24 protein-coding genes and 1 tRNA gene are annotated in these 23,244 nt (G+C 73.1%); 19 read left to right on the forward strand and 6 right to left on the reverse strand.

Translation table 11 applies throughout. From position 1 onward, the window contains the following. Positions 1 to 110 precede the first annotated feature (110 nt). Positions 111 to 1,988, forward strand: a complete 1,878-nt coding sequence (locus R2737_15475) for a glycosyl hydrolase family 18 protein (GenBank protein ID MEZ5117661.1) — start codon at positions 111 to 113, stop codon at positions 1,986 to 1,988. A 90-nt stretch (positions 1,989 to 2,078) separates the two neighbouring features. Here the strand turns inward: R2737_15475 and R2737_15480 are convergent, their stop codons facing one another. Next, complete coding sequence (locus R2737_15480) at positions 2,079 to 3,830, reverse strand: aminotransferase class V-fold PLP-dependent enzyme (GenBank protein ID MEZ5117662.1); 1,752 nt, start codon at positions 3,828 to 3,830, stop codon at positions 2,079 to 2,081. A gap of 68 nt (positions 3,831 to 3,898) precedes the next feature. Here R2737_15480 and clpS point away from each other — a divergent pair, with 68 nt between their 5' ends. The 11 genes from clpS to R2737_15535 all read left to right on the forward strand — a co-directional run bounded on the left by clpS (position 3,899) and on the right by R2737_15535 (position 11,343). Then, complete coding sequence (clpS, locus tag R2737_15485; GenBank protein MEZ5117663.1) at positions 3,899 to 4,189, forward strand: ATP-dependent Clp protease adapter ClpS; 291 nt, start codon at positions 3,899 to 3,901, stop codon at positions 4,187 to 4,189. A gap of 2 nt (positions 4,190 to 4,191) precedes the next feature. After that, positions 4,192 to 4,743, forward strand: a complete 552-nt coding sequence (locus R2737_15490; GenBank protein ID MEZ5117664.1) for a DUF2017 domain-containing protein — start codon at positions 4,192 to 4,194, stop codon at positions 4,741 to 4,743. A gap of 23 nt (positions 4,744 to 4,766) precedes the next feature. Next, on the forward strand, positions 4,767 to 5,186 hold the full coding sequence (locus tag R2737_15495) for a M67 family metallopeptidase (protein MEZ5117665.1): 420 nt from the start codon (positions 4,767 to 4,769) through the stop codon (positions 5,184 to 5,186). A gap of 59 nt (positions 5,187 to 5,245) precedes the next feature. Next, positions 5,246 to 6,094, forward strand: a complete 849-nt coding sequence (locus R2737_15500; GenBank protein MEZ5117666.1) for a methyltransferase domain-containing protein — start codon at positions 5,246 to 5,248, stop codon at positions 6,092 to 6,094. 126 nt (positions 6,095 to 6,220) lie between these two features. Continuing rightward, entirely contained in the window at positions 6,221 to 6,493 is a 273-nt protein-coding gene (locus tag R2737_15505) for a MoaD/ThiS family protein (protein MEZ5117667.1), read from the forward strand. Beyond that, on the forward strand, positions 6,490 to 7,440 hold the full coding sequence (locus R2737_15510; GenBank protein MEZ5117668.1) for a cysteine synthase: 951 nt from the start codon (positions 6,490 to 6,492) through the stop codon (positions 7,438 to 7,440). The genes R2737_15505 and R2737_15510 overlap by 4 nt, the downstream gene beginning before the upstream one ends. Before the next feature lie 6 nt (positions 7,441 to 7,446). Then, positions 7,447 to 8,256, forward strand: coding sequence for a glutamate racemase (gene murI / locus R2737_15515; protein ID MEZ5117669.1), 810 nt, complete (start codon positions 7,447 to 7,449; stop codon positions 8,254 to 8,256). A 58-nt stretch (positions 8,257 to 8,314) separates the two neighbouring features. Then, complete coding sequence (locus tag R2737_15520; protein ID MEZ5117670.1) at positions 8,315 to 9,058, forward strand: MBL fold metallo-hydrolase; 744 nt, start codon at positions 8,315 to 8,317, stop codon at positions 9,056 to 9,058. Positions 9,059 to 9,083: 25 nt separating this feature from the next. Next, positions 9,084 to 9,830 (forward strand): ribonuclease PH, encoded by a 747-nt coding sequence (gene rph, locus R2737_15525; protein ID MEZ5117671.1) that lies wholly within the window; start codon positions 9,084 to 9,086, stop codon positions 9,828 to 9,830. Continuing rightward, a complete protein-coding gene (rdgB, locus tag R2737_15530; protein ID MEZ5117672.1) occupies positions 9,827 to 10,450 on the forward strand; it encodes an RdgB/HAM1 family non-canonical purine NTP pyrophosphatase in 624 nt (207 codons plus the stop codon). Before rph ends, rdgB begins: the two co-directional genes overlap by 4 nt. Positions 10,451 to 10,467: 17 nt before the next feature. Continuing rightward, positions 10,468 to 11,343: a hypothetical protein gene (locus R2737_15535; protein MEZ5117673.1), complete on the forward strand. Its 876-nt coding sequence runs from the start codon at positions 10,468 to 10,470 to the stop codon at positions 11,341 to 11,343. A gap of 77 nt (positions 11,344 to 11,420) precedes the next feature. Here R2737_15535 and R2737_15540 read toward each other — a convergent pair whose 3' ends face one another. Beyond that, entirely contained in the window at positions 11,421 to 12,977 is a 1,557-nt protein-coding gene (locus R2737_15540; GenBank protein ID MEZ5117674.1) for a hypothetical protein, read from the reverse strand. A 171-nt stretch (positions 12,978 to 13,148) separates the two neighbouring features. Here R2737_15540 and R2737_15545 point away from each other — a divergent pair, with 171 nt between their 5' ends. Continuing rightward, on the forward strand, positions 13,149 to 13,736 hold the full coding sequence (locus tag R2737_15545; protein ID MEZ5117675.1) for a TetR/AcrR family transcriptional regulator: 588 nt from the start codon (positions 13,149 to 13,151) through the stop codon (positions 13,734 to 13,736). A 37-nt stretch (positions 13,737 to 13,773) separates the two neighbouring features. Here the strand turns inward: R2737_15545 and R2737_15550 are convergent. The 3 genes from R2737_15550 to bcp form a co-directional block, all read right to left on the reverse strand. Further along, positions 13,774 to 13,855: transfer RNA gene (locus R2737_15550), tRNA-Leu, on the reverse strand. A gap of 50 nt (positions 13,856 to 13,905) precedes the next feature. Further along, positions 13,906 to 15,135, reverse strand: a complete 1,230-nt coding sequence (locus R2737_15555; protein ID MEZ5117676.1) for an MFS transporter — start codon at positions 15,133 to 15,135, stop codon at positions 13,906 to 13,908. A gap of 37 nt (positions 15,136 to 15,172) precedes the next feature. Next, positions 15,173 to 15,643 (reverse strand): thioredoxin-dependent thiol peroxidase, encoded by a 471-nt coding sequence (bcp, locus tag R2737_15560; GenBank protein ID MEZ5117677.1) that lies wholly within the window; start codon positions 15,641 to 15,643, stop codon positions 15,173 to 15,175. Positions 15,644 to 15,857: 214 nt separating this feature from the next. On the opposite strand from bcp, the gene R2737_15565 reads away from it, so the two are divergent. The 6 genes from R2737_15565 (at position 15,858) to R2737_15590 (ending at position 20,590) form a co-directional block, all read left to right on the forward strand. Then, positions 15,858 to 16,454 carry a hypothetical protein gene (locus R2737_15565; protein MEZ5117678.1) on the forward strand — a complete coding sequence of 199 codons (597 nt, stop codon included), beginning with the start codon at positions 15,858 to 15,860 and terminating at the stop codon, positions 16,452 to 16,454. A 186-nt stretch (positions 16,455 to 16,640) separates the two neighbouring features. Continuing rightward, the gene (cbiQ, locus tag R2737_15570) at positions 16,641 to 18,437 is read left to right on the forward strand and encodes a cobalt ECF transporter T component CbiQ (GenBank protein MEZ5117679.1); all 1,797 of its coding nucleotides are present in this window, start codon (positions 16,641 to 16,643) and stop codon (positions 18,435 to 18,437) included. Beyond that, positions 18,434 to 19,198, forward strand: coding sequence for an ATP-binding cassette domain-containing protein (locus R2737_15575; GenBank protein ID MEZ5117680.1), 765 nt, complete (start codon positions 18,434 to 18,436; stop codon positions 19,196 to 19,198). The genes cbiQ and R2737_15575 overlap by 4 nt, the downstream gene beginning before the upstream one ends. A 38-nt stretch (positions 19,199 to 19,236) precedes the next feature. Beyond that, positions 19,237 to 19,692: a DUF3618 domain-containing protein gene (locus tag R2737_15580; protein ID MEZ5117681.1), complete on the forward strand. Its 456-nt coding sequence runs from the start codon at positions 19,237 to 19,239 to the stop codon at positions 19,690 to 19,692. Between the two features lie 10 nt (positions 19,693 to 19,702). Continuing rightward, positions 19,703 to 20,203: a DUF427 domain-containing protein gene (locus R2737_15585; protein MEZ5117682.1), complete on the forward strand. Its 501-nt coding sequence runs from the start codon at positions 19,703 to 19,705 to the stop codon at positions 20,201 to 20,203. A gap of 27 nt (positions 20,204 to 20,230) precedes the next feature. Further along, positions 20,231 to 20,590, forward strand: coding sequence for a co-chaperone GroES (locus tag R2737_15590; protein MEZ5117683.1), 360 nt, complete (start codon positions 20,231 to 20,233; stop codon positions 20,588 to 20,590). Positions 20,591 to 20,598: 8 nt separating this feature from the next. Here R2737_15590 and R2737_15595 read toward each other — a convergent pair whose 3' ends face one another. Then, positions 20,599 to 23,115 carry an MMPL family transporter gene (locus R2737_15595; protein MEZ5117684.1) on the reverse strand — a complete coding sequence of 839 codons (2,517 nt, stop codon included), beginning with the start codon at positions 23,113 to 23,115 and terminating at the stop codon, positions 20,599 to 20,601. Positions 23,116 to 23,244: the final 129 nt, after the last annotated feature.

A 23,244-nucleotide genomic window follows, 5' to 3' on the forward strand; every position in this document is an offset into this window, starting at 1 on the left:
AACGACCCCGCGGATGCGGGCGTCGGACCAGGTGCGGGTCACAATGGCTGTGTCCCCCTGGCCTTGCGTCGCCTTCCCCGGTGACCGTCCCGACCGCGAGGAGCCCACGCGTGCGCCGTGCCCGCAGCCGACGCCCCGTCCGTCCCCGCAGCCGCGTCGCCGCGTTGCTGTCCACCGTGCTGGCCGCCGCCCTCGCGGTGGGCCTCATGGTGGGTCCGCCGGCATCCGCGGACGAGCCCACCGTCCCTCCGAAGCGGATCCTCACCGGCTGGCTGCCGTACTGGACCAATGAGGCCTCGGTGACCAGCTTCCTGGCCAACGCGGACCTGTTCACCGAGATCTCCCCGTTCTGGCACACCGCCAAGTACTCCGCCGCCAACGGGGTGTCCATCGGCAACTACCTCCCGGACGGCACCCGGCGCGCGCTGCTGGCGCGGCTGAAGACCGCCGGGGTCCCCATCGTGCCCTCGATCACCGACGGGACCGCCGCGAAGCGGATGGCCAAGATCCTGGCCGACCCGCAGCAGCGGGCCACCCACGTCCGGCAGATCGTGGACCTGGTGCTGGCCGAGGGATACGACGGCATCGACCTGGACTACGAGAAGTTCGCGTTCTCCGACGGCCGCGCCACCTGGGCCACCACCCGGCCGCTGTGGGTCACCTTCATGACCGAGCTCGGCCAGGCCCTGCACGCCGAGGGCAAGCTGCTGACGACCGCCGTCCCGCCGCCGTGCGACACCGCGGTGCGCTGCGGCGGCACCAACGGCTACTGGGTCTACGACATCGAGGGCATCGCCCCGGCGGTCGACCGGATCCGGATCATGGCGTACGACTTCTCCTGGTCCACGCCGGGACCGATCGGCCCCTACTGGTGGGCCCGCGGGATCGCCGAGTACGCCGCCTCCGTGATCGACCCGAAGAAGGTGCAGATCGGCGTGCCGACGTACGGCCGCAACTGGGTGCGTCGCGACACCGGCGACCAGGATGGCGACGGCAACAAGACCGAGTACCTGATGACGGGGAAGTGCCCCACGAACGGCACCGACGCCGGCACGAAGGAGAAGGCCGCGTACCGGACGATCACGACGACCACCGCTCCGGACGCGGCGGAGATCCCCGGGCTGCGCGCCGCTCGCGGCTACCCGGACATCCAGTGGGACGACCGGCACAAGGAGGAGTGGTTCCGCTACACCCTCACGACCACCTGGACCGACGACGACGGCACCTCGAAGCGCTGCACCGCCTACCGCGAGGTCTGGTACAACGACGCCACCGCCGTTCTGCCGCGGGTCCGGACGGTCGGCGACCTCGGACTCGGCGGCGCCGCGTTCTGGACCGTCGGTGGGGAGGACCCGAAGCAGTGGGACGAGCTGCGCGCGTACGCGCAGGGCCTCGCACCGGCGACGACGTCGGTCGACGTGACCGCGCCCGCGACGGCCTCGTTCGGCGACCCGGTCACGGTGACCGCGAGCGTGTCGGCCGCCAAGCAGCCGGTCGGGGGCGCCACGGCGACCCTGCGCTGGCGGGCCAAGGCCGGCGGCTCCTGGGCCAAGGTGGCCTCGGCGGCGACCGCCGACGACGGCACCGTCACGTTCGACGTGACCCCGAAGGGCTCCGGCTCCTGGCGGGTCACCGTCGCGGGCTCCGACGTCCGCAAGCCGGGCGACAGCGGCGCGGCCGCGTCGACCACCGTGCGCGCCAAGGTCACGGCCCGGCTGAAGACCGCCACAGTGAAGGCCGGCACCCGGTTCCGCGTCTACGGCCGGGTGGCGCCGGGCCAGGCGAACCAGCCGGTGCGCGTCCAGGTGCTGCGGTCCGGGACCTGGCGCACCACCGCCGTGGTCAAGGCCAACGCCCGCGGCCTGCTCGCGGCGGCGCTGCCGTCCGCGCGCACCCCCGGGACGTACTCCTACCGCCTGGTGAGCACCGCGACCTCGAAGGTGGCCCCGGGCTACTCCCCGACGCTGGAGCTCACCGCGACCTCCTGACCACCCCCCGCCACCCCGCTGGTGGAACCTCTGACCAGCTCCCAGCCCCTCGGGCGTGGTTGTACGTGCCACTTGGTGGGGCGGTCGTGGTCAGCGGGGGGCTAGGGGCTCCAGGCACACGTCCGGCAGGTCGAACCAGCGCAGGTGCTCGAAGTCCGGGCTCACCGCCACCCCGCCGCTCTCGGCGGGCAGTGCGTCCGGCCGGGAGGCCATCAGCCGGCGCGCCTCGGCCAGGTAGTCCGCCAGGGCGGACTCCGGCGCGGTGTCGTCCTGCTGGGGGTAGACCAGGCGGCCGTCCGCGTCGTAGCTGAGCTGCGACAGCCGCAGCGGGGGCTCGACCGGGCCGTTGCGGTGCCGCCACAGCCCCGACGCGGGGTCGAACCGGTAGTCCGGCAGCAGCCGCCAGCCCTCGTCGGCGATGAGCGACACCGCGTCGACGACGTACCGGAAGACGGTCTCGGAGATGAAGTAGTTGAAGTTGACCCGCACCCAGCCGGGCTTGATCCCCTCGCAGCCGTGGGTGATCTCGCGCTCGAACTCGTGGCTGCGCTCGAGGTCGATGCCCAGCAGCCGGTGACCGTAGGGCCCCGCGCACGAGCAGCCGCCGCGGGACTGGATGCCGAACAGGTCGTTGAGGATCGCGACGACCAGGTTGTGGTGCAGGTAGCGGCCACCGGGCCGCCGGATCACGAAGGACACGATCGACAGCCGCTCGGCGTCCACGTTGCCGAGGATCTGGATGTCCGGGTGCGCGCTCCACGCCGCCACCGCGCGGCGGACGAAGTCGTCCTCGTGAGCGCGGATCACGTCGACGCCGACGGCCTCCTTCAGCTGGAAGACGAGCCCCGCGCGGATGGACTCCACGATCGCCGGGGTCCCGGCCTCCTCCCGGTGCTCCGGACTGTCGAGGTAGACGTGCTCGGTCGGGTTCACGTAGGCGACCGTCCCGCCGCCGACGGCCTCCGGCACCGTGTTGGTGATGACCTCACGCCGCGCCAGCAGCAGGCCCGGCGTCCCCGGTCCGCCGATGAACTTGTGCGGGGACAGCATGATGGCGTCCTTGTACGCCAGCGGGTGCTCCGTGCAACGCGGGTTCATGTCGATGTCGACGTACGGCGCGGCCGCCGCGTAGTCCCACAGCGACAGCGCACCGTGCTCGTGCAGCACCTGGGCGATCGTGTGGGTGTCGGTCATGATCCCGGTGACGTTGCTCGCGGCGCTGAACGAGCCGATCTTCAGCGGCCGGTCGGCGTAGCGCTCCAGCTCCGACCGCAGCTGGTCCACGTCGATGTGGCCGTCGGCGTCCTCGTGGATGGTGACGACGTCGGCGATGGACTCCCGCCACGGCAGCTCGTTGCTGTGGTGCTCGTACGGCCCGATGAAGACGACCGGTCGCTGGTCGGCGGGGATCTGCTCGGAGAAGTGGTAGGTCCGGTCCAGGTCGGCCGGCAGCCGCAGGTTGAGGATGCCGACCAGCTTGTTGATCGCGGCGGTGGACCCCGAGCCGCAGAAGATCACGCAGGTGTCGTCGTCGCCGTTGACCGCGCGCCGGATGATCGTGCGGGCGTCCTCGCGCAGCCGGGTGGTCTGCAGGCCGGTGCCGCTGGACTCGGTGTGGGTGTTGGCGTAGCGCGGCAGGACCTCGTCGCGGATGAAGTCCTCGAGGAAGCTCAGGGCCCGGCCGCTGGCGGTGTAGTCCGCGTACGTCACCCGCCGCGGGCCGTACGGCCCCCACATCACCTGGTCGTCCCCGATGACCGAGGCCCGGATGCGTTCCAGCAGCGGGGGTTCGGGCAGCCCGGGTGAGGGCGGGGGGACCTGGTCCGTGCGCTGCTGCGACATGCCCGCAGCGTACGGCCGACCGCGGTGGCCATGCCTGCCGCTCGGTGTCGCCGTGACACGATGGGCCGGTGAGCACGGCGCCGGTGGAGCTCGAGCGCCCCGAGACGGAGGGCGTGCTCGCCCCTGAGCATCCGTGGGTCACCATCGTCTGGAACGACCCGGTGAACCTGATGTCCTACGTCACCTACGTGTTCATGACCTACTTCGGCTACGGCCGGGACAAGGCCGAGTCGCTGATGTGGGACGTGCACTCCAAGGGCCGGGCGGTCGTGTCGGCCGGGACCCGGGAGGAGATGGAGCGGGACGTGACCGCGATGCACTCGTACGGGCTGTGGGCGACCCTGCAGAAGGACGACTGACCGTGGCGGTCCACGGCTTCCGGCGCACGGCCACGGGCCGGATCGTGCTGCGGGTCGACGACGTCGAGAAGGGCCTGCTGGGGCTGCTGCTGACCCAGCTGGAGGACTTCGTCGCCCCCGAGGACCCCGACCCGGACGCCGACCCGCTGGAGGCGCTGGTCGGGATGGGCGGCGACGGGGACCGCCCGGAGGACCCGGCCCTCGCCCGGCTCTTCCCGGACGCCTACCCGGAGGACGACGGCGCGTCGGAGGAGTTCCGGCGGTTCACCGAGACCGCTCTGCGGGAGGGCAAGGTCGCGGCCGCCCGCACCGCCCGAGCGACGCTGGAGGCCTCGGGGGAGAAGGTCGTCCTCACCGCGGACCAGGCGCAGGCCTGGCTGGGCGCGCTGAACGACCTGCGGCTCACGCTCGGCACCCGGCTCGGCGTCACCGAGGACGCCCCCGACGTGCTCGCCGGGCTCCCCGACGACGACCCTCGGGCCGCGACCTATCACGTGTACGACTGGCTGACCTTCCTGCAGGACAGCCTGGTCGGCGCGCTCATGCCCTCCTGATCCCGCGTGGGAGCATGACGCCCATGCTCGAGATCCGCCAGGACCTGGTCGACGCGATCGTGGCGCACGCGCGCCGCGACCACCCGGACGAGGCGTGCGGCGTCGTCGCCGGACCCGAGGGCAGCGACCGCCCGGAGCGGCACGTGCCGATGCTCAACGCGGCCCGTTCCACCACGTTCTACGAGTTCGACTCCGGGGACCTGCTGCGGCTGTACCGCGAGATGGACGAGCGCGGCGAGGAGCCGGTGGTGATCTACCACTCGCACACCGCCACCGAGGCCTACCCGTCGCGCACCGACGTCTCGCTGGCGATGGAGCCGAACGCGCACTACGTGCTCGTCTCCACCAGGGAGACCGGTCCGCAGGACGGCCCATACGAGTTCCGGTCCTTCCGGATCGTCGACGGGGAGGTCACCGAGGAGGAGGTCGCGGTCACGGGCTGACCGCACGGCCGCCGGGCCTTCCCGCGCCGGCCGTCCCCGCGCATACTCACCCCATCGACATCCCCTCGCCCGAGCAGCGCAGCGCGGCCGTCGCCGCGCTCTTCGACCGCGTCGCGGACACGTACGACGCGGTCGACGTGCCGTGGTTCCGCCCCGTCGCGGAGGCCCTTGTCGCGGCCGCCGAGCCGAGGCCGGGGGAGCGTGCCGTGGACATCGGGGTCGGCCGCGGCGCGGCGCTGTTCCCGCTCGCGGCAGCGGTCGGTCCGGCCGGGTCGGTGACCGGGTTCGACCTGTCCGCGGGCATGGTCGCCGCGACCGAGGCGGAGGCGCGCGACCGAGGCCTCGCGCACGTGCGCCTCGCCGTGCTGGACGCGAGCGACCCGAGCCTGCCACCGGACTCCTTCGACGTGGCGGTGGCCTCGCTGGTGCTGTTCTTCCTGCCCGACCCGGTCTCCGCGCTGCGGGCGTGGCGGGAGCTGCTGGTGCCGGGTGGGCGGCTGGCGGTGAGCACCTTCGGCCAGCAGGATCCCCGGTGGGAGCGCGCCGAGGAGGCGTTCCGGCCCTACCTCCCCCCGCACCTGCTGGACGCCCGTACCTCGGGGAGCAGCGGACCGTTCGCGACCGACGCCGGGGTCGAGAGCCTGCTGCTGGACGCGGGCTACGCGGACGTCCGCACCACCGGCTTCAGCCTGGACGTGCGGTTCCGGGACGCGGGCCACTGGTTCGACTGGACCTGGTCCCACGGCATGCGGGGACTGTGGGAGTGGGTTCCGGAGGGCGAGCGGGAGGGGCTGCGGGACCGGATGGTCGCCGACGTGGGGGCCGAGCCGGACGGGTCGCTCACGATGACCCAGGAGGTCCGCCTCACGCTGGGGACCCGTCCACGGCCCGGGGCTCCCGCGGGCTGAGGCGGCGGCGGGGAATGACGGGGCCTACCCTGGACGTTCCGCACCGCAGCACCTGATCGCCCCCGACCGCAGCGCGACGACCGCCTCACGACGACCGCCTCACGACGACTCCCGGAGCCCGACGACATGGCCATCGAGGTCCGCATCCCGACCATCCTGCGCACCTACACCGACGGCGCGAAGACCGTCGAGGGCAAGGGCGACACCCTGGCCGACCTGGTGTCCGACCTCGACCAGCGCCACCCCGGGCTGGGCGACCGGCTGCTGGACGCGGGCGCGCTGCGCCGCTTCGTCAACGTCTACCTCAACGACGAGGACGTCCGGTTCCTCGACGGCCTCGGCACCACGCTGTCCGACGGGGACGTGGTGACCATCCTCCCGGCGGTCGCCGGCGGCTGATGAGGTACGACTCCCTGCTCGACTCCGTCGGCGGGACGCCGCTGGTGGGTCTGCCGCGGCTGTCGCCGTCGGAGGACGTACGCCTGTGGGCCAAGCTGGAGGACCGCAACCCCACCGGGTCGGTGAAGGACCGGGCCGCCCTGCGCATGGTCGAGCAGGCCGAGAAGGACGGCCTGCTGGTCCCCGGGTCGACGATCCTGGAGCCGACGTCCGGCAACACCGGCATCTCGCTGGCGATGGCCGCCCGGCTCAAGGGCTACCGGCTGGTCTGCGTGATGCCGGAGAACACCTCGGCCGAGCGCACCCAGCTGCTGCGGATGTGGGGAGCCGAGGTCGTCTACTCCTCCGGCGCCGGCGGGTCCAACGAGGCGGTCCGCGTCGCCAAGCAGATGGCCGCGGAGCACCCGGACTGGGTGATGCTCTACCAGTACGGCAACCCGGCCAACGCCGACGCCCACTACGCGACGACCGGCCCGGAGATCCTCGCCGACCTGCCGTCCATCACCCACTTCGTCGCGGGGCTGGGCACCACCGGCACGCTCATGGGCGTCGGTCGCTTCCTGCGGGAGCGGGTCCCGGGCGTGCAGATCGTCGCCGCCGAGCCCCGTTACGGCGAGCTCGTCTACGGCCTGCGCAACCTCGACGAGGGGTTCGTGCCGGAGCTGTACGACGAGTCGGTGCTCACCACCCGGTTCTCGGTCGGGCCGCGGGACGCCGTGAAGCGGGTGCGCGAGCTGCTGGACCAGGAGGGCATCTTCGCCGGGATCTCCACCGGGGCGATCCTGCACGCGGCGCTGGGCATCGCGGCCAAGGCGGTGAAGGCCGGGGAGCGCGCCGACATCGCGTTCATCGTGTGCGACGGCGGCTGGAAGTACCTGTCCACCGGTGTCTACGAAGGCACGCTGGACGACGCCGAGGACGCCCTCGAGGGCCAGGTCTGGGCCTGACCGGCGATGGCGGACGCACCCCTGGGCATCTTCGACTCCGGCGTGGGCGGGCTCACCGTGGCCCGCGCCGTGCTCGACCAGCTCCCGCACGAGCCGGTGCTGTACGTCGGTGACACCGCCCGCGGCCCGTACGGCCCGCTGCCGATCGCGCAGGTGCGCGCGTACGCCCTCGACGTCATGGACCACCTCGTCGACGAGGGCGTGAAGGCGTTGGTGATCGCCTGCAACTCCGCCAGCGCGGCGGTGCTGCGCGACGCCCGGGAGCGCTACGACGTGCCGGTGATCGAGGTGGTGCAGCCGGCCGTGCGACGGGCCGTGTCCGCGACCCGAAACGGCCGGGTCGGGGTCATCGGCACCCGGGCGACGATCACGTCGAAGGCGTACGACGACGCGTTCGCGGCCGCCACCCACCTGGACATCTCGTCCCGGGCCTGCCCGCGCTTCGTCGAGTTCGTCGAGGCGGGGGTGACCGGCGGCGACGAGCTGCTCGCGGTGGCACACGACTACCTCGACCCGCTGGTGTCGGCCGACGTCGACACCCTGGTGCTGGGGTGCACGCACTACCCGCTGCTCACCGGCGTCATCTCCTACGTCATGGGCGAGGACGTGACGCTGGTGTCCAGCGCGGAGGAGACGGCGAAGGACGTCTACCGCACCCTGGTCGCGCACGACCTGCTGCGCGACCCGTCGTTGCCCGAGCCCGAGCACCGGTTCCTCGCCACCGGGGACCCCGAACCGTTCGAGCGTCTCGGCCGCCGGTTCCTCGGCCCGGAGATCGGCGCCGTCGGCAGCGCGTCGCGACTGCTGACGGTGTGAGCCCGCGCAGCGGGCGATACCCTCGCGCAATGGTGCGGGGACGGCGGCCGGGGGCGGCATGGACCTGACGGTCGTCGGGTGCGCCGGATCCTTCCCCGGGCCTGACTCCCCGGCGTCGTGCTACCTGGTGGAGCACCAGGGCTTCCGGGTCCTGCTGGACCTCGGCAACGGCTCCCTCGGCGCGCTGCAGCGCTACGCGGACCTGGAGCTGATCGACGCGGTGCTGCTGACGCACCTGCACGTCGACCATTGCATCGACCTCGCGTCGTACTACGTCGCGCGGCGCTACCACCCGGAGGGTCCCCGGCACGTGATCCCCGTGCTCGGCCCCACGGGGACCGCGGGCCGGATGGCGCGTGCCTACGACCTGCCCGAGAACCCGGGGATGACCGAGGAGTTCGAGTTCATCGACCACCTGCCCGGCCCGGTGGACCTGGGTCCGATGCGCATCACGACGACGCGGGTCAACCACCCGGTGGAGGCGTACGCGATCCGCATCGACGCGGGCGGGCGGAGCATCGTCTACTCCGGCGACACCGGGCCCAGCGACGCGCTCGTGGAGCTCGCGGCGGGGGCCGACCTGGCCCTGTTCGAGGCCTCGTTCCTGGAGGGTGACAACCCGCCGGACCTGCACCTGACCGCTCGGGAGGCGGCCGAGCACGCCCGCAAGGCCGAGGTGGGGCACCTGGTGCTGACCCACCTGGTCGCCTGGAACCCGCGCGACGCCACCCGGGAGCAGGCCGGCCGGGCGTACGACGGCGCCTTCGACCTGGCCCGCGTCGGGACCACGTACCAGGTGTAGCGACGCTGCCTCTAGGGTCGGGCGCATGACGCGATCCGACGGCCGCAGCGCCGACCAGCTCCGCCCGGTCACCTTCCAGCGCGGCTGGCTCGACCACGCCGAGGGATCGGTGCTGGTCGAGTTCGGGCGCACCCGGGTGCTGTGCGCCGCGTCGTTCACCTCCGGGGTCCCGCGCTGGCGCAAGGACTCCGGGCACGGCTGGGTCACCGCCGAGTACGCGATGCTGCCCCGCTCCACCACGACCCGGTCGGACCGGGAGTCGGTCAAGGGGCGCCTGGGCGGCCGCACCCAGGAGATCTCCCGGCTGGTCGGCCGCAGCCTGCGGGCCGTCGTCGACACGGGCGCGCTGGGGGAGAACACGATCCAGGTCGACTGCGACGTGCTGCAGGCCGACGGAGGCACCCGCACCGCGGCCATCACCGGCGCGTACGTCGCGCTGGCCGACGCCCTGGCGTGGGCGCAGGGCGAGGGACTGGTGAAGGCCGGTCGCCAGCCGCTGGTCGGGTCCGTGGCCGCGGTGAGCGTCGGGATCGTCGAGGGCGAGCCGCGGCTGGACCTGCACTACGACGACGACGTGCGGGCCGACACCGACATGAACGTGGTCATGACCGGCGACGGGCGCTACGTCGAGGTGCAGGGCACGGCGGAGGGGGAGCCGTTCGACCGGCGCCTGCTGGACCGGCTGCTGTCCCTGGCCGAGGCCGGCTGCGCCGACCTCACGCGGATGCAGGCCGAGGCGCTGGCGCTGCCGCTGCCCGGGTCGCAGCCGTGACGCAGCGCGTGGTGCTCGCGACCCGCAACGCGCACAAGGTTGCCGAGCTGCGGCGGATCCTGGCCGAGGCGGGACTCGACGTGGAGCTGGTCGGGACGGACGCGTTTCCCGATCTGCCGGAGGTCCCGGAGACGGGGACGACGTTCGCGGCCAACGCCCTGCTCAAGGCCCGTGCGGCCGCGGCGGGGACCGGGCTGCCCGCGGTCGCCGACGACTCCGGGCTGTGCGTGGACGCGCTGAACGGGATGCCCGGGATCCTGTCCGCCCGCTGGGCCGGGCGGCACGGTGACGACGTCGCCAATCTCGAGCTGGTCCTGGACCAGCTGTCCGACGTGCCGGACGACCGGAGGGGCGCGCACTTCCTGTGCGCGGCGGCGGCTGTGCTGCCCCCGGAGTCCGACGGCGCGGCCGGGGAGGAGCGCGTCGTCGAGGGGACGATCGAGGGCTCGCTGATCCGGGTGCCGCGCGGGGACAACGGGTTCGGCTACGACCCGATCTTCGTGCCGTACGGCCACGACCGGACGACCGCCGAGATGGAGCCGGCGGAGAAGGACGCGATCAGCCACCGGGGTGCGGCGTTCCGGGCGCTCGTGCCCGTGCTGCGCGACCTGCTCGGCTGACCACGAGGACCCGGACCATGCGACCCGGCAGGCCCCGGCCACTGCTGGCGGTGTCCGTGGCGGTGACCGCGTTGGTGACCGCGGGCTGCGGACGGCTGGACGAGCTGGCCTACACGCCGGCCACGACCCCGCAGGAGTGGTGCCAGCAGCGGCCCTGCTTCGACGTGGGCGGGACCGTGGTGTCCGAGCCCTTGGGCACCGCCCTGGTGGTGCTGCTCGCACTGGCCTGGCTGGGGGCCGGCGCCTACTTCCTGGTCACCGCGTCGGGACAGCGGTCCCGGCTGTGGCTGGGTGTGGCGCTGGTCCTCGGCGGCGTCGGCGCCGCGATGGCCGGTGCCTCGTACCAGGCGTTCTCGTACCCGCTGAAGTGCGAGGGCTGGGACTACTGCCGCCTCACCGACGGCCTCGAGGTCGGCTACAGCGTGGCGCAGGCGACCAGCGTCAGCGCCATGGTGGTGGCGGTGGCGTACGCGTGCACGCGGCTCCGCGCGCGGCGGTGGCTCGTGCTGTATGCGGTCGCCAACGTGGTGGCGTACCTGGCGGTGACGGCGGTCGGGGTGATGCTGCCCAGCGCCGCACTGCTGTCCTTCGAGGTGCTCATGCTGTTCGCCGTGCCGGGGATCGTGATCGTGATCGTGGTCGGCGCCCGCTGCGCGCGGCAGGCCGACCGGCCGCTGGGACGTCGGCTCGTCGTCGCGGCGGTGCTCCTCGTCGCGGTGCAGGTCGCGTACTTCGGGTGGTACGCCTCGGGGCTGACGGCGGCCCTCTGGGACGACGGCGCGGGGTTCTACTTCTCGGCCAACGAGGTGCTGCACGTGGGCATGCTCGGCTGCCTGGTGTACGTCGTGGTTGCGCTGCGGTCACGGCTGCGGGACCTGCCCTCCGGCGGCTGACGCCGACCGCGACCGGTGGCCCAGGGCGGAGTACAGGGCCACCGGTCGCGGGGACCGGGGTGGTGCGTGGCGGTTGGTCAGGCGGTGCCGAAGGCGGCGGCGCGGATCCGGGTCGGGTCCATGTCGGCGGCGATCCCCAGCGCCGTGCTGGTGGGCCGGTACGCCCGCAGCAGCCGGGAGTGCGCCTCGCTGAGGTAGCCCAGCGACATCCAGCGCACGTCCCGCTCGTCCATCGACACCCGCCACTGCTGCCGCTCGCTCGCCGCCAGCGCGTCGGCCTGCGCCGGGGCGTCGGCGCCGAACGGCTCCCAGGTGCACACGGTCTGGCCCGGTGACCACCCACACTTCTGGATCACGACGTAGGCGACGCGCTCGCCCCCGAGGTTGCGCCACTCCGTGACCTGCTCGTTGCCCCGGATGTCGGTGACCCGCACCCGCTCGGCGTGGACGACGTCGTTCTGGTACGGCTTTCCGTTGGGCCGCTGCGTGACCTGGGTCTCGATGGTCTCCGGGTGGACGTACCGGGTGGGGATGCCCCGGTCGCGAAGGTACTGCTCCAGCGTCGCCCCGCCGTGCAGCGCCGGCCGGTACTCGCGCACCATCTCCTGCACGAACGGATCCAGCCAGCCCGTCGTGCTGTGCATCTGCCGCCAGCCGGCGCGCCAGAGGTCGCCGTTGAACTCCACAGCGGCCCACGGGCCCATCACCCACTGGGACCCGCGGGTGTGGACGTAGGGGTGGTCGGCCGCGTCGGCGGCCAGGCCGTACTCGTACATCCGCAGCACGGTGTCGGCGGAGACGTCGGAGAGCGTCTCCAGGTCCGCGGCCACGGTTCCGGTGGTGTCCCACCGCTGCAGCAGGTCCAGGGTGGCCAGGCCCTGCGCGAGCACGGCGCGGTAGTCCTCGCGGGCGGTGTCGATGGTCCGCCAGTACGACGGGAGGTCGGCGCTGACCCGCGACGGCTCGGCCGCGCGCATCATCAGCGGGATCGTGCCGGTGGTCGGGTTGACCAGCTGGAACGACAGGTCGGCCACGGACGTGCGGATGACCGTCTGCAGGTCCGACACATGCGACGCCGACGGGGTGGCGCCCCGCTCGATCCAGGAGCGGACGGAGGCCATCGCCACGGACAGCCGGCTCGCGGCCTGACCCGCCTGCGAGTACGAGTCGTAGAAGTTGGCGCGGTCCTGGCCGTCGAGCAGTGCCTCGACCTGGGCCGCCAGCGCGCGGACGTCGGAGTTCAGCTGCTCGACGGACGCGCCGATGTCGGACAGCGCCGCGACCAGCTCCTGGTCGGAGTGGCCGAAGCCCAGCTCCTGGGCGAGCAGCTCGAAGGACATGTGCCCGGCCCCCGTCCCGAGGCCCTTGAAGAACATCAGGCCGAACTTCACGGCCAGCCCGTAGGCGCGGGAGTTGGCGGCCTCGGGGGCCTCGGCCAGCATGCCCGCAGCGCGCAGTCGCTCCAGGGCGGCGGCGCCCTCGTCATGGGCGCTGGAGCCGGTGCTGGCGCTCGCGGCCCCGGCCGTTGCGGCGGGGGCCGCCTGCGCGGCGGGAGCCAGCGTGGCCAGCCCCAGGGTCAGGCAGGCGGTGGTCGCGCAGACCGCCGCCAGGATGCGGGTCCTCGGTGTCGTCACGGTGCGGGTCCTCCTCGGTTACGGCGGGCGCCGATCGCTCACCGAGGTGCTACCCGGGGGAGTCGGTGTTCCCCACCTGGGGAATCGGGTTTCCCTGGGGAAATGCGTGTTCCCCCAAGGGAAACCGGGGTTCCTCCGGTCGACGGACTCGTCGGCGCCTAGAGTCGCGGCGTGGCGGAGTCGGTGTCCGCGGAGACCCGCGAACGGATCACGCTCGCGGCGGTGCGCGCCGTGCGCGCCGCCCCGGTGACCGCGCTGTCGGTGCAGCAGGTCGCCGAGGCCGCCGGGGTGACCACGTCCTCGGTCTACAAGGCGTTCTCCAGCAAGTACGAGCTGTTCGCCGTGGCCTGCCGGCGCGTGCTGGTCGAGCAGGTGGTCGAGGTCGCCCGGGGCGTCGACGAGGCGGCCCCGCCCCTGCAGCGGCTGCGGCAGGTCCTGGCGGGGCTGTTCGCCGTGGGCCGGGCCGAGCCGTTCCCGACCGCGTACCTGTACGGCATGTTCCCGCTGCTGCAGCACAAGGAGGTCGACGACTCCGTACGGCGCGAGGTCGACGAGGTGGAGGCCGAGCTGCGGGACCGGCTGCGGCACCGGATCGCCGACGCCGTCGAGGCCGGCGACCTGGCGGGCGACCCGAACGACCTCGCCGCGGTATGCGCGACCGCGGCGTTCGGCTACCTCGGGATGGCGGTGCACGGGGCGACGCCGGTCGCCCCGGAGGCGTACGCGGACTTCGTCGTCCGCGGCCTGCCCCGGCCCTGAGACCGCGCCCCGGCCGTGCGGGGCGGGCGGCGAGGAGTGCGGGTGGAGGGACTCGAACCCTCACGCCTTGCGGCACAGGAACCTAAATCCTGCACGTCTGCCAGTTCCGCCACACCCGCGCGACGCGCCAGCCTACGCGCGCCACCCCCTGTGGTGCCGGTTCCGCGAGCTACAGCGCACGCAACCGGCACCACAGCGGGCGGGTCAGGAGGGCGAGGCCGGCCAGGCCGCCGAGGACGCCGGAGATCAGCAGCGGGACGACCCCGTTGCCGGCCCCGGCGGTCCACGCCAGGCCGGCCCACAGCCCGGCCGCGAAGATCGAGGCGTTCGTCAGCGCCTGGTAGACCCCCTGGGCCCGGCCCCGGTGCTCCTCGTCCACCAGCGAGGAGATCCACGCCTTGCCCACGCCGTCGGTCAGCGCGGGGAAGAGCCCGTACACCGCGATGAGCACCCAGACCCCGGGACCGCCGTCCACCAGCCCGAGCCCGAGGTAGCCGACGGCGAACGCGAGCAGCCCCGCGCCGTAGATCAGCGAGCGCGGCCAGCGGTCGCTGAAGGCACCGGCGGGGTACGAGGCGGCGGCGTACACGACGTTGAAGAGCACGTAGGCCAGCACCACCTCGGTGGTGCTGAACCCCAGCTCGTAGACCCGCAGCAGCAGCAGGGCGTCGGGGAAGTTCACCACCGCGATGAGGACGAGGACCGTCGCCACCCGCCAGAAGGGGCGGGGCAGCGGGGAACGGCGCGGCCGCGGGCGGCGCGCCGCCGACAGGTCGAAATCCCCGGCGGTGCCGGTCGGGCTGGGCGCCGGTGCCCCGCGCCGACGGGCCCGCGGGTCCCTGGCCAGCAGCACCAGCAGCACGGACAGCACGGCGGGCACCACCGCGACCCACATCGCCGCCCGGATGTTCCCGGACAGTGCCGCGAGCGCCGCCAGCCCCAGCAGCGGGCCGACCACCGCGCCGAGGGTGTCACCGGCCCGGTGGAACCCGAACGCGCGGCCGTACGATGGCGCCGGCACGGAGTCGGCGATCCACGCGTCGCGCGGCGCCGACCGGATCCCCTTGCCCAGCCGGTCGACGACGCGGCCGACCAGCACCACCGGCCACACCCAGGCGGCGGCCACGACGGCCTTGCCCACGACCGCCAGGCCGTAGCCGACGGTCGTCAGCGGCTTGCGTCCGATCCGGTCCGACCAGCGGCCGGACACGTACTTCGCGATCCCGGCGGTGGCCTCGGCGACACCCTCGACCACTCCGACGACGACGGCGGGGGCGGCCAGCACCCCGGTGAGGAACAGCGGGAGCAGCGGGTACAGCAGCTCGCTGGCCGCGTCCTGGGTGAACGAGACCGCGGTGAGGATGAGCAGGTTGCGGGTCAGCCACGCCGGCCGTCGCACCGCTCCCCACCCCCGTCCGCGGGCCGGACTGCTCCCGCTACCCCAGCCCGAGGTCGCGGCGCAGCTTCGCGACGTGCCCCTTGGCCTTGACGTTGTAGAACGCGTGCTCGACCTTGCCGGTCGGCCCGATGACGAACGTGGACCGGATCACGCCGGTGACGGTCTTGCCGTACATGGACTTCTCGCCCCAGGCGCCGTACTTCTCCAGCACCGCGTGGTCGGGGTCGGACACCAGCGGGAAGGTCAGCCCGTCGCGCTCGCGGAACCTGGCCAGCTTCTCCGGCTTGTCCGGGGAGATGCCGATGACCGTGATGCCCTGGGCCGCGAGCGCGTCGAGGCTGTCGCGGAAGTCGCACGCCTGCGTGGTGCAGCCGGGGGTCATCGCGGCCGGGTAGGCATACAGGATCACGGTCTGGCCGCGAAAGTCCTTGAGGCTCAGCTTGTTGCCGGCGTCGTCCAGGAGGGTGAAGGCGGGGGCGGTCTGCCCGGGCTCGAGTCGCGTCGTCACGGATCCGGAGTGTACGAGCCCCGCGGCCGGCGGCACCGACCGGCAGCGGTCGGCAGTGCGGCGACCGGCCTACCCGACCGGGGTACCCCCTGCCCACGGACCTGCGTCCCGGGGACCTAGGCCCCTGGGCCCGGGACACCGGGACGACGGACCCTGGGGTTGGGACCGGGGTCGGCTGGTTCCGGTCCCACCTCCGGGAGAGGAGGTGAGACAGATGACAGCGATGACCCCTCCGGTCCTCCCTCCTATCGACGAGCACCCCGACCTCAAGACGCTCGAGGCGCCTGAGCACGTCGGGACCACTCCGCCGCCCACGCCCGAGCAGAAGCAGCTCCCCTGGGTGACGGCACTCGTCGGACTGGTCGTCGGTCTGCTCGTCGGCTTCATCGGCGGCCTGCTGGCCCCCGTGATCGGGCCGGCGGGTCCGATCGCCGTCGGGTGGGCACCCGCCGAGTACGGCCTCGCGCACGAGCACCTGGCTCAGGCGCCGTTCGGGTGGGGGTACGAGGCCAGCCTTCCGATGGAGCACCTGGCGCAGGCGCCGATCCCGTGGGTCGGCGTCCCCACCGCCGCGGTGAGCCTGGCGATGGAGCACCTGGCGCAGGCACCCATTCCGTGGGTCGGGTCGTACACCAGTGAGGTGAGCCTGGCGAACGAGCACCTGGCGCAGGCGCCGGTGCCCGCGGCCGCCACCACGGCCAGCGAGACCAGCCTGGCGATGGAGCACCTGGCGCAAGCCCCGGTGCCCTACGTCGGGGCGCTGACCAGCGAGATCAGCCTGGCCCAGGAGCACCTGGCCCAGGCGCCGTGATCCGCGCGCGCAGAGACCGGCGCACGTGCACGGGAGGAGATGAGCGGATGGCAGAAAGCGCCGATCCCGGAGCCGTCCGGCCTGGCAGCGGGCCGGACGGTGCGTGCCGGGGCCCCGGAGCCGCGTAGGCCCGGGGCCTTGTTGCAAGGGACTTGCAGAAGCAAGGCGGCCGCATATCCTGACCCGGTGCACATCCCCGACGGCTTCATCGACGCCCCCGTGTCCGCCGCGGCGGGCGTCATCGCCGTCGCGGGGATCGCGATCTCCCTGCAGGGTGCCCGACGCCAGCTGGACGAGCGCACCGCACCCCTGGCCGGTCTCGTGGCCGTCTTCGTCTTCGCGGCCCAGATGCTCAACTTCCCGGTCGCGGCCGGCACCAGCGGCCACCTGCTCGGGGGAGCGCTCGCGGCGATACTGGTCGGCCCGTGGGCCGGCGCGCTGGCGGTCTCCGTCGTACTCGTGGTGCAGGCGCTGGTCTTCGCCGACGGCGGGCTGAGCGCGCTCGGGCTGAACATCATCAACATGGCGTTCGTGACCGTGCTGGTGGGCTGGCCGGTCTTCCGCCTGCTCGCCCGGGTGCTGCCGAGGCGTCGGTCGTCCTGGGTCGCGGCCGCCTTCGTCGGCGGGTTCCTGTCCGTTCCGGCGTCCGCGGTGGCCTTCACGCTGGAGTACGCGATCGGCGGGACGGGCACGTTCTCCAACGGAACCGTCCTGCTCGCGATGGTCGGGACCCACCTGCTGATCGGGCTCGGTGAGGGCGTCATCACCGCGTTGACCGTCGGGGCCGTGCTGGCCGTCCGCGCCGACCTCGTCTACGGCGTGCACGACCTGCGGCCCGCCCCCGCCGTGGGGTCCGCGGGCTCGCCCGCGGGCGCACCTCAGCCGGCGGGACGAGGCTCGGGGCCGTGGGGCTTCCTGGCCGTGGGCCTCGCGCTGTCGGTCGTGCTGGCAGGGGTCGTCTCGTTCTACGCCAGCGCGGCACCGGACGGGCTGGAGAAGGTCGCGGAGGACCAGGGCTTCCTGGCGTCCGCCGAGGACTCGGCGGTCGCGGGATCCCCGCTGGCCGACTACGGGGTGGCCGGGGTCTCGGACGAGCGGTTCTCCGTCGGTCTGGCCGGCCTGATCGGCGTCCTGATCATGGTCGCCGTGGCGTTCGTGCTGTTCTGGTGGATCGGGCGGCGCCGTGGCGCCTCCTCCGGCGCCGCGAACCACCGGCACGGGCACGACGTGGGAGAGCGGCTGTACGTCCACCGGCACACGCCGCTGCACCTCATGCCGGCCGAGGCGAAGGTGATCGCGCTGGTGGCGTTCATCTTCGTGGTGGTCGCGACACCGGCCCAGCAGTACTGGGCGTTCGGCGTCTACGCCGCGCTCCTCGTCGCCGTGGCCGCCGTCGCCCGCGTCCCGGCGACCGTGATCCTGCCGCGGATGGTCGTGGAGGTCCCCTTCCTGCTGTTCGCGGTCCTCATGCCCTTCTTCGGACCCGACCCGACGGTCGAGGTCCTGGGACTCTCGCTGTCGCAGCCGGGGCTCGTCGCGGCCTGGGGGATCATCGCCAAGGCGACCCTCGGTGTCGTCGGGGCGATCCTGCTCGCCGCCACTACGCCCACCCGGGACCTGCTGATGGGCCTGGAGCGGCTGCACGTGCCCCCGATGCTGGTCCAGATCGCGGCGTTCATGATGCGGTACACGCACGTCGTGACCGACGAGATGAGCCGGATGCGGGTCGCCCGCGAGTCCCGGGGCTTCGAGGCAACGGGGGTCCGGTCGTGGCCGACGGTCGCGCAGTCGGCCGGCGCCCTGTTCATCCGCTCCTACGAACGAGGAGAACGCGTGCACCTTGCCATGCTCAGCCGGGGCTACACCGGCACGATGCCGGTCCTGGACCGGGTGCATGCCACGTCCCGCGACTGGACCACGGCCCTGACGCTGCCCGCGGTGGCGCTGGTCGTGTGCCTGGCCGCCTGGGCGGTGCAGCGATGACCGCGACGCCCGCACCCAGCCTGCGCGTGGACCAGCTGGCGTTCGCGTACCCCGACGGCCACCAGGCGCTGTTCGGCGTCGACATGACGATCGCCCGGGGGGAGCGGGTCGCCCTGCTCGGACCCAACGGCGCCGGCAAGACCACCCTGGTGCTGCACCTGAACGGGATCCTGGCCGGTGGCACCGGCACCGTCGAGGTCGCGGGCCTGCGCGTCGACGCGCGCGACAAGGACGTGCTGCGGGAGATCCGGCGCCGCGTCGGCATCGTGTTCCAGGACCCCGACGACCAGCTCTTCATGCCGTCCGTACGCGAGGACGTGGCCTTCGGCCCGGCCAACCTCGGCCTGCGTGGCGACGACCTCGATGCGCGGGTCGGGCACGCGTTGGACCTCGTGGGCATGGGCGAGTTCGCCGACCGGCCCCCGCACCACCTGTCCTTCGGCCAGCGTCGCCGGGTCGCGGTGGCGACCGTCCTGGCGATGGAGCCGGAGATCCTGGTCCTGGACGAGCCCTCGTCCAACCTCGACCCGGCCAGCCGGCGCGAGCTCGCCGACATCCTGCGGTCGCTGGACGTGACCATCTTCATGGTCACGCACGACCTGCCCTACGCCCTGGAGCTGTGCGAGCGGGCCCTGATCCTGGCGGACGGCACGATCGTGGCCGACGGGGCGACCCGGGACATCCTGTGCGACGAGGACCTGATGCGCCGCCACCGGCTGGAGTTGCCGTACGGCTTCGATCCGCGATCGGTACCCGCGTAGGCTGCGAGCCGTCCGATCATCGACGCCGGAGGTTCCCCGTGGCCGACGTGCCTGCCACCCCCACCCCGGGCCAGGCCCCCGAGTCCGGCAAGGCCAACCCCTCCGGCAAGGCCGACGCCTCCGGCAAGGCTGCGGCGGCCGCGAAGCCGCAGCGCTCCGCGGCGGAGATCCAGGCCGACATCGAGGCGACCCGGGCGCGGCTCGTCGCGACGCTGGACGAGCTGAAGGTCCAGACCGCGCCGCCGACGCTGGCGGCGAGGGCGAAGGCCAAGGTCACCGGCTTCTTCACCGACGAGTACGGCGGGATCCGCCCCGATCGGGTCGCCATGGTCGCCGGAGTCGTGGTCGGCGTGCTCGTACTCCGCAAGGCCCGGGTGGCCGCCATCCACCGCCGCCAGCGCAGGCAGCTGGCCGAGGTGCAGTGGATCCCGGTGCCGCGCGGCCTGGTGCCGCCGGAGATGGCCGGACTGGCCCGGGACACCGACCGGTTGTGACCCCCGCGCGGTGACGGGGCGCACGGACCCGATCGAGCCCGGACCCGGTCAGGAGTCGGTATGGGACTACCCCCGGCCGCCCCGGGTGGAGCCGACCTCCGCGCACGTGCAGGTGGTCCTCGGCGGCGAGGTCGTGTGCGACACCCGCCGCGCGCTGCGAGTGCTGGAGACCAGTCACCCGCCCACCTACTACCTGCCCCGGGCGGACTTCGCGGCCGGCAGCCTGGAGCCGGCCCCCGGGTCGTCGTACTGCGAGTACAAGGGCGTGGCCGCCTACCTCACGGTCGTCGGGGGAGGTGAGCGCCGGGAGGCGGCGGCCTGGACCTACCCCGACCCGTCGCCGGGGTTCTCGGCCCTGCGCGACCACGTGGCCGTCTACCCCGGCCGGATGGACCGGTGCACGGTGGACGGCGAGGTCGTCCGCCCGCAGGAGGGCGGGTTCTACGGCGGCTGGATCACCGACGCGGTGGTCGGTCCGTTCAAGGGCGGACCGGGCACCCGCGGCTGGTGAGCCGTCGGTGACCTACGCTCTGGCGTCGTGACCAGCGCGGCCCAGGCCCCCGACACGACCCCCCGACCGGACGGGTCGGTCCCGATCAAGCTGCTGCACGACCGCGTCCTGGTCCGCCAGGACGGCCCGGACGGGGAGCGCCGCTCCAGCGGCGGCATCGTGATCCCGGCGACGGCCCAGGTCGGGAAGCGGCTCACCTGGGCGCGGGTCGTGGCGGTGGGACCCAACGTGCGGACCGTGCAGACCGGCGACCAGGTGCTGTTCGAGCCGGAGGACCGCGGCAACGTCGAGCTGCAGGGCATCGACTACGTGCTGCTGCGCGAGCGCGACGTGCACGCGGTGGCCGCGGCGCGGCACAGCGACGCGGCCACCGGGCTGTACCTGTAGCCGTCCCGTCAGCGGGGGACCGGCGCGACGTCCGGCTCGCCGATCTCGTCCGGCTCGATGTCGTCGATCTCCGAGGCGCCCGCCTCGATGTCCTCCTCGGACTCCACGCTGACGTGCGGGAGCACCCGGTCCAGCCATCCCGGCAGCCACCAGTTGCGCGCCCCCAGCACCGTCATCAGTGACGGCACCAGCACCAGCCGGACGACGAACGCGTCCAGCAGCACCGCCGAGGACAGCGACACCGCGAACAGCTTCACGGTCTGGTCGTTGCCGAGGACGAACGCGGCGAAGACGCTGACCATGATGGCCGCCGCGATCGCGACGACCCGGCCGGACCCGGCCAGTCCGCGGCGGATCGCCTTGTGGTTGTCATGGGTGTGCAGCCACTCCTCGTGCATCCGGCTGACCAGGAAGACCTGGTAGTCGCAGGACAGCCCGAACAGGATGGCGAACACCATGATCGGCAGGAACGGGAAGATCGGTCCGGTGTTCTGCAGCCCGATCAGGCCCGCGAACCACCCCCACTGGAACACCGCGACGGTGATGCCGAGGGACGCCGCCAGCGACAGCAGGCTGAACAGCACTCCGGTCAGCGGTACGAGCACCGATCGGAACAGGAACATCAGGGCGATGAAGCCCAGGCCCACCACGATGAGCAGGAACCAGGGCAGCGCGTCGCTGAGCACCTTGGTGAAGTCCACGGTGACCGCCTGGAACCCGCCGACGTAGGCGGTGGCCCCGGTGCCCGCCAGCGCCTGCGGGATCACGTCGTCGCGCAGGTGGAACAGCAGGTCCGTGGTGGCCTCGTCCTGCGGTGCCGTGGTCGGGAAGACCTGGACCACGGCGACCTCGGCGTCGGGGGCCACCGGTGCCGCGGCCGCCAGCGCCACACCGGGATCCGCGTTGAGCGCCTGCGCGAGCGCGCCGACGGCGGCCTGGTCGCCGGGGGCCGGCAGCTCGACCGCGACGTACATCGGCCCGTTGACGCCCGGCCCGAACCCCTCGGCGGTGAGGTCGTACGCGATCCGCGGCGGGCTGCCCTGCGGCGCGCCCGAGTCGTCGGCGAACCCCTGCCGCAGCGAGAGCGCGGGCCCGGCGAACAGCAGCATGACGATGAGGGCCGCGATGCCGGTGACCCAGGGCCGCTTCTGCAGCCACTCGCCGTAGCGGGCGAAGGCGCTGGGGTGGTGCGGTTCCGGCGCGTGGCCGCCGCGGACGAATCGCCGCCACAGCCAGCCGATGATCGTCACGGGCAGGAACAGCACCCAGCCGACGTAGCGGAAGAAGCGGCCGATCGCGTGCCACACCCCGGTCAGGCGCGGCTGCGGGATGGCCTCGCCGTCGGTGACCCAGGCCATCCGACCCACGAAGGCCCAGCTGCCCAGCAGCGACAGCACCGCCGGCAGGAGCAACAGGGCGCCGAGCATGACCATGAAGACCGTCGTGGCCGCGGCGACCGCGATGCCGTTGAAGAACTCGATCCGCATCACGAACAGGCCGAGCAGGGCGATGATCACCGTCAGCGCGGCGAACTGGACCGCGCGACCGGATGTACGCACCGACTCCAGCGCCGCCGACCTCGGGTCGCGGCCGTGCCGCATCGCCTCGCGATAGCGGTTGATGACGAACAGGGAGTAGTCGATCCCGACGCCGAGGCCGATCATCGACGCCAGGAACGGCGCGAAGGTGGCGACGGAGAAGAAGTTCGCCACGATCGGAAGGACCAGTGCCGTGGAGACCGACACGGACACCGCGGCGGACACGATGGGCAGGAACGCCCCGAGGATCGAGCCGAACGCGAACAGCAGGATGGTCAGCGCAACGCCCACGCCGATGCTCTCCGACGACGGCGGCTCGCCCTGGACGAAGCTGAAGATCCCGTTGGCGCCGACGGTGAGGCCGTCCTCGCCGTTCTGCGCCTTCACGAAGTCCAGTGCGGTGGCGATGTCCTCGGTCGGCAGGTCGCTGAAGTCCTCCCCGGCGAACAGCACCGTCGCGTACGCCACCCGCCCGTCGGGGCTGACGCCCGCCTGGCCGAAGTGCGCCATCGGGCCGAGCGCGTCCTCGGGCAGCTGGGGCTGGGTGGCCGCGCCGCCCTCCTGCCCGGCCTGGTCGCCGCCCTGGCCGCCGGCCCCGCCGTCGGCACCGGCGGCGGGCTGCTGCGGCGGGCACTGCGCGCCCAACGGCTCCCCGTACGGCGAGATGACGCACGAGACGCCGGGGGAGGCCGCGATGTCGGCGAGGACCGCCGACATGGTGGCGGCGGTGGCGGGGTCGGTGGCCGAGCCGGTGTCGGCACGCCACACCACCTGGCCCTCGAGCCCCGAGCCCGTCCCCGCGCCGCCGCCGGACAGGTCCTGCAGCAGCTCGGTCGCCGTCGTCGACTCCGAGTCCGGCAGGTTGAAGTTGTCGTTGTAGTCGCCCTTGAGCTGCGCGTACCCGACGCCGATCAGCACGACCAGGATCAGCCAGGAGGCCAGGCCCCACCACGGATGGCGTACGGCCCACTGCGAGATACGGCCCATGTCCGGTGTCCCTCCTGGGGGCACGTCCGTGCCCCGCCCTCCTCGGCGCTCGAGGGCGATCGTGGTCCATGGCGGGTACCGCTGTCACGCGGGTTCGACGGGCCGTGGCCCGGCGGGCACCGTCGGTAG

It is taken from the genome of Candidatus Nanopelagicales bacterium, assembly GCA_041393815.1.
Classification (GTDB): domain Bacteria; phylum Actinomycetota; class Actinomycetes; order S36-B12; family JAWKJK01; genus JAWKJK01.

Coding starts and splice junctions, on each gene's coding strand:
- R2737_15505 (MEZ5117667.1), top strand. CDS start 6,221: ATGGCCATCGAGGTCCGCATCCCGACCATCCTGCGCACCTACACCGAC.
- R2737_15575 (MEZ5117680.1), top strand. CDS start 18,434: ATGACCGCGACGCCCGCACCCAGCCTGCGCGTGGACCAGCTGGCGTTC.
- R2737_15535 (MEZ5117673.1), top strand. CDS start 10,468: ATGCGACCCGGCAGGCCCCGGCCACTGCTGGCGGTGTCCGTGGCGGTG.
- R2737_15495 (MEZ5117665.1), top strand. CDS start 4,767: ATGCTCGAGATCCGCCAGGACCTGGTCGACGCGATCGTGGCGCACGCG.
- R2737_15520 (MEZ5117670.1), top strand. CDS start 8,315: ATGGACCTGACGGTCGTCGGGTGCGCCGGATCCTTCCCCGGGCCTGAC.
- R2737_15565 (MEZ5117678.1), top strand. CDS start 15,858: ATGACAGCGATGACCCCTCCGGTCCTCCCTCCTATCGACGAGCACCCC.
- R2737_15595 (MEZ5117684.1), bottom strand. CDS start 23,115: ATGGGCCGTATCTCGCAGTGGGCCGTACGCCATCCGTGGTGGGGCCTG.
- murI (MEZ5117669.1), top strand. CDS start 7,447: ATGGCGGACGCACCCCTGGGCATCTTCGACTCCGGCGTGGGCGGGCTC.
- rph (MEZ5117671.1), top strand. CDS start 9,084: ATGACGCGATCCGACGGCCGCAGCGCCGACCAGCTCCGCCCGGTCACC.
- R2737_15480 (MEZ5117662.1), bottom strand. CDS start 3,830: ATGTCGCAGCAGCGCACGGACCAGGTCCCCCCGCCCTCACCCGGGCTG.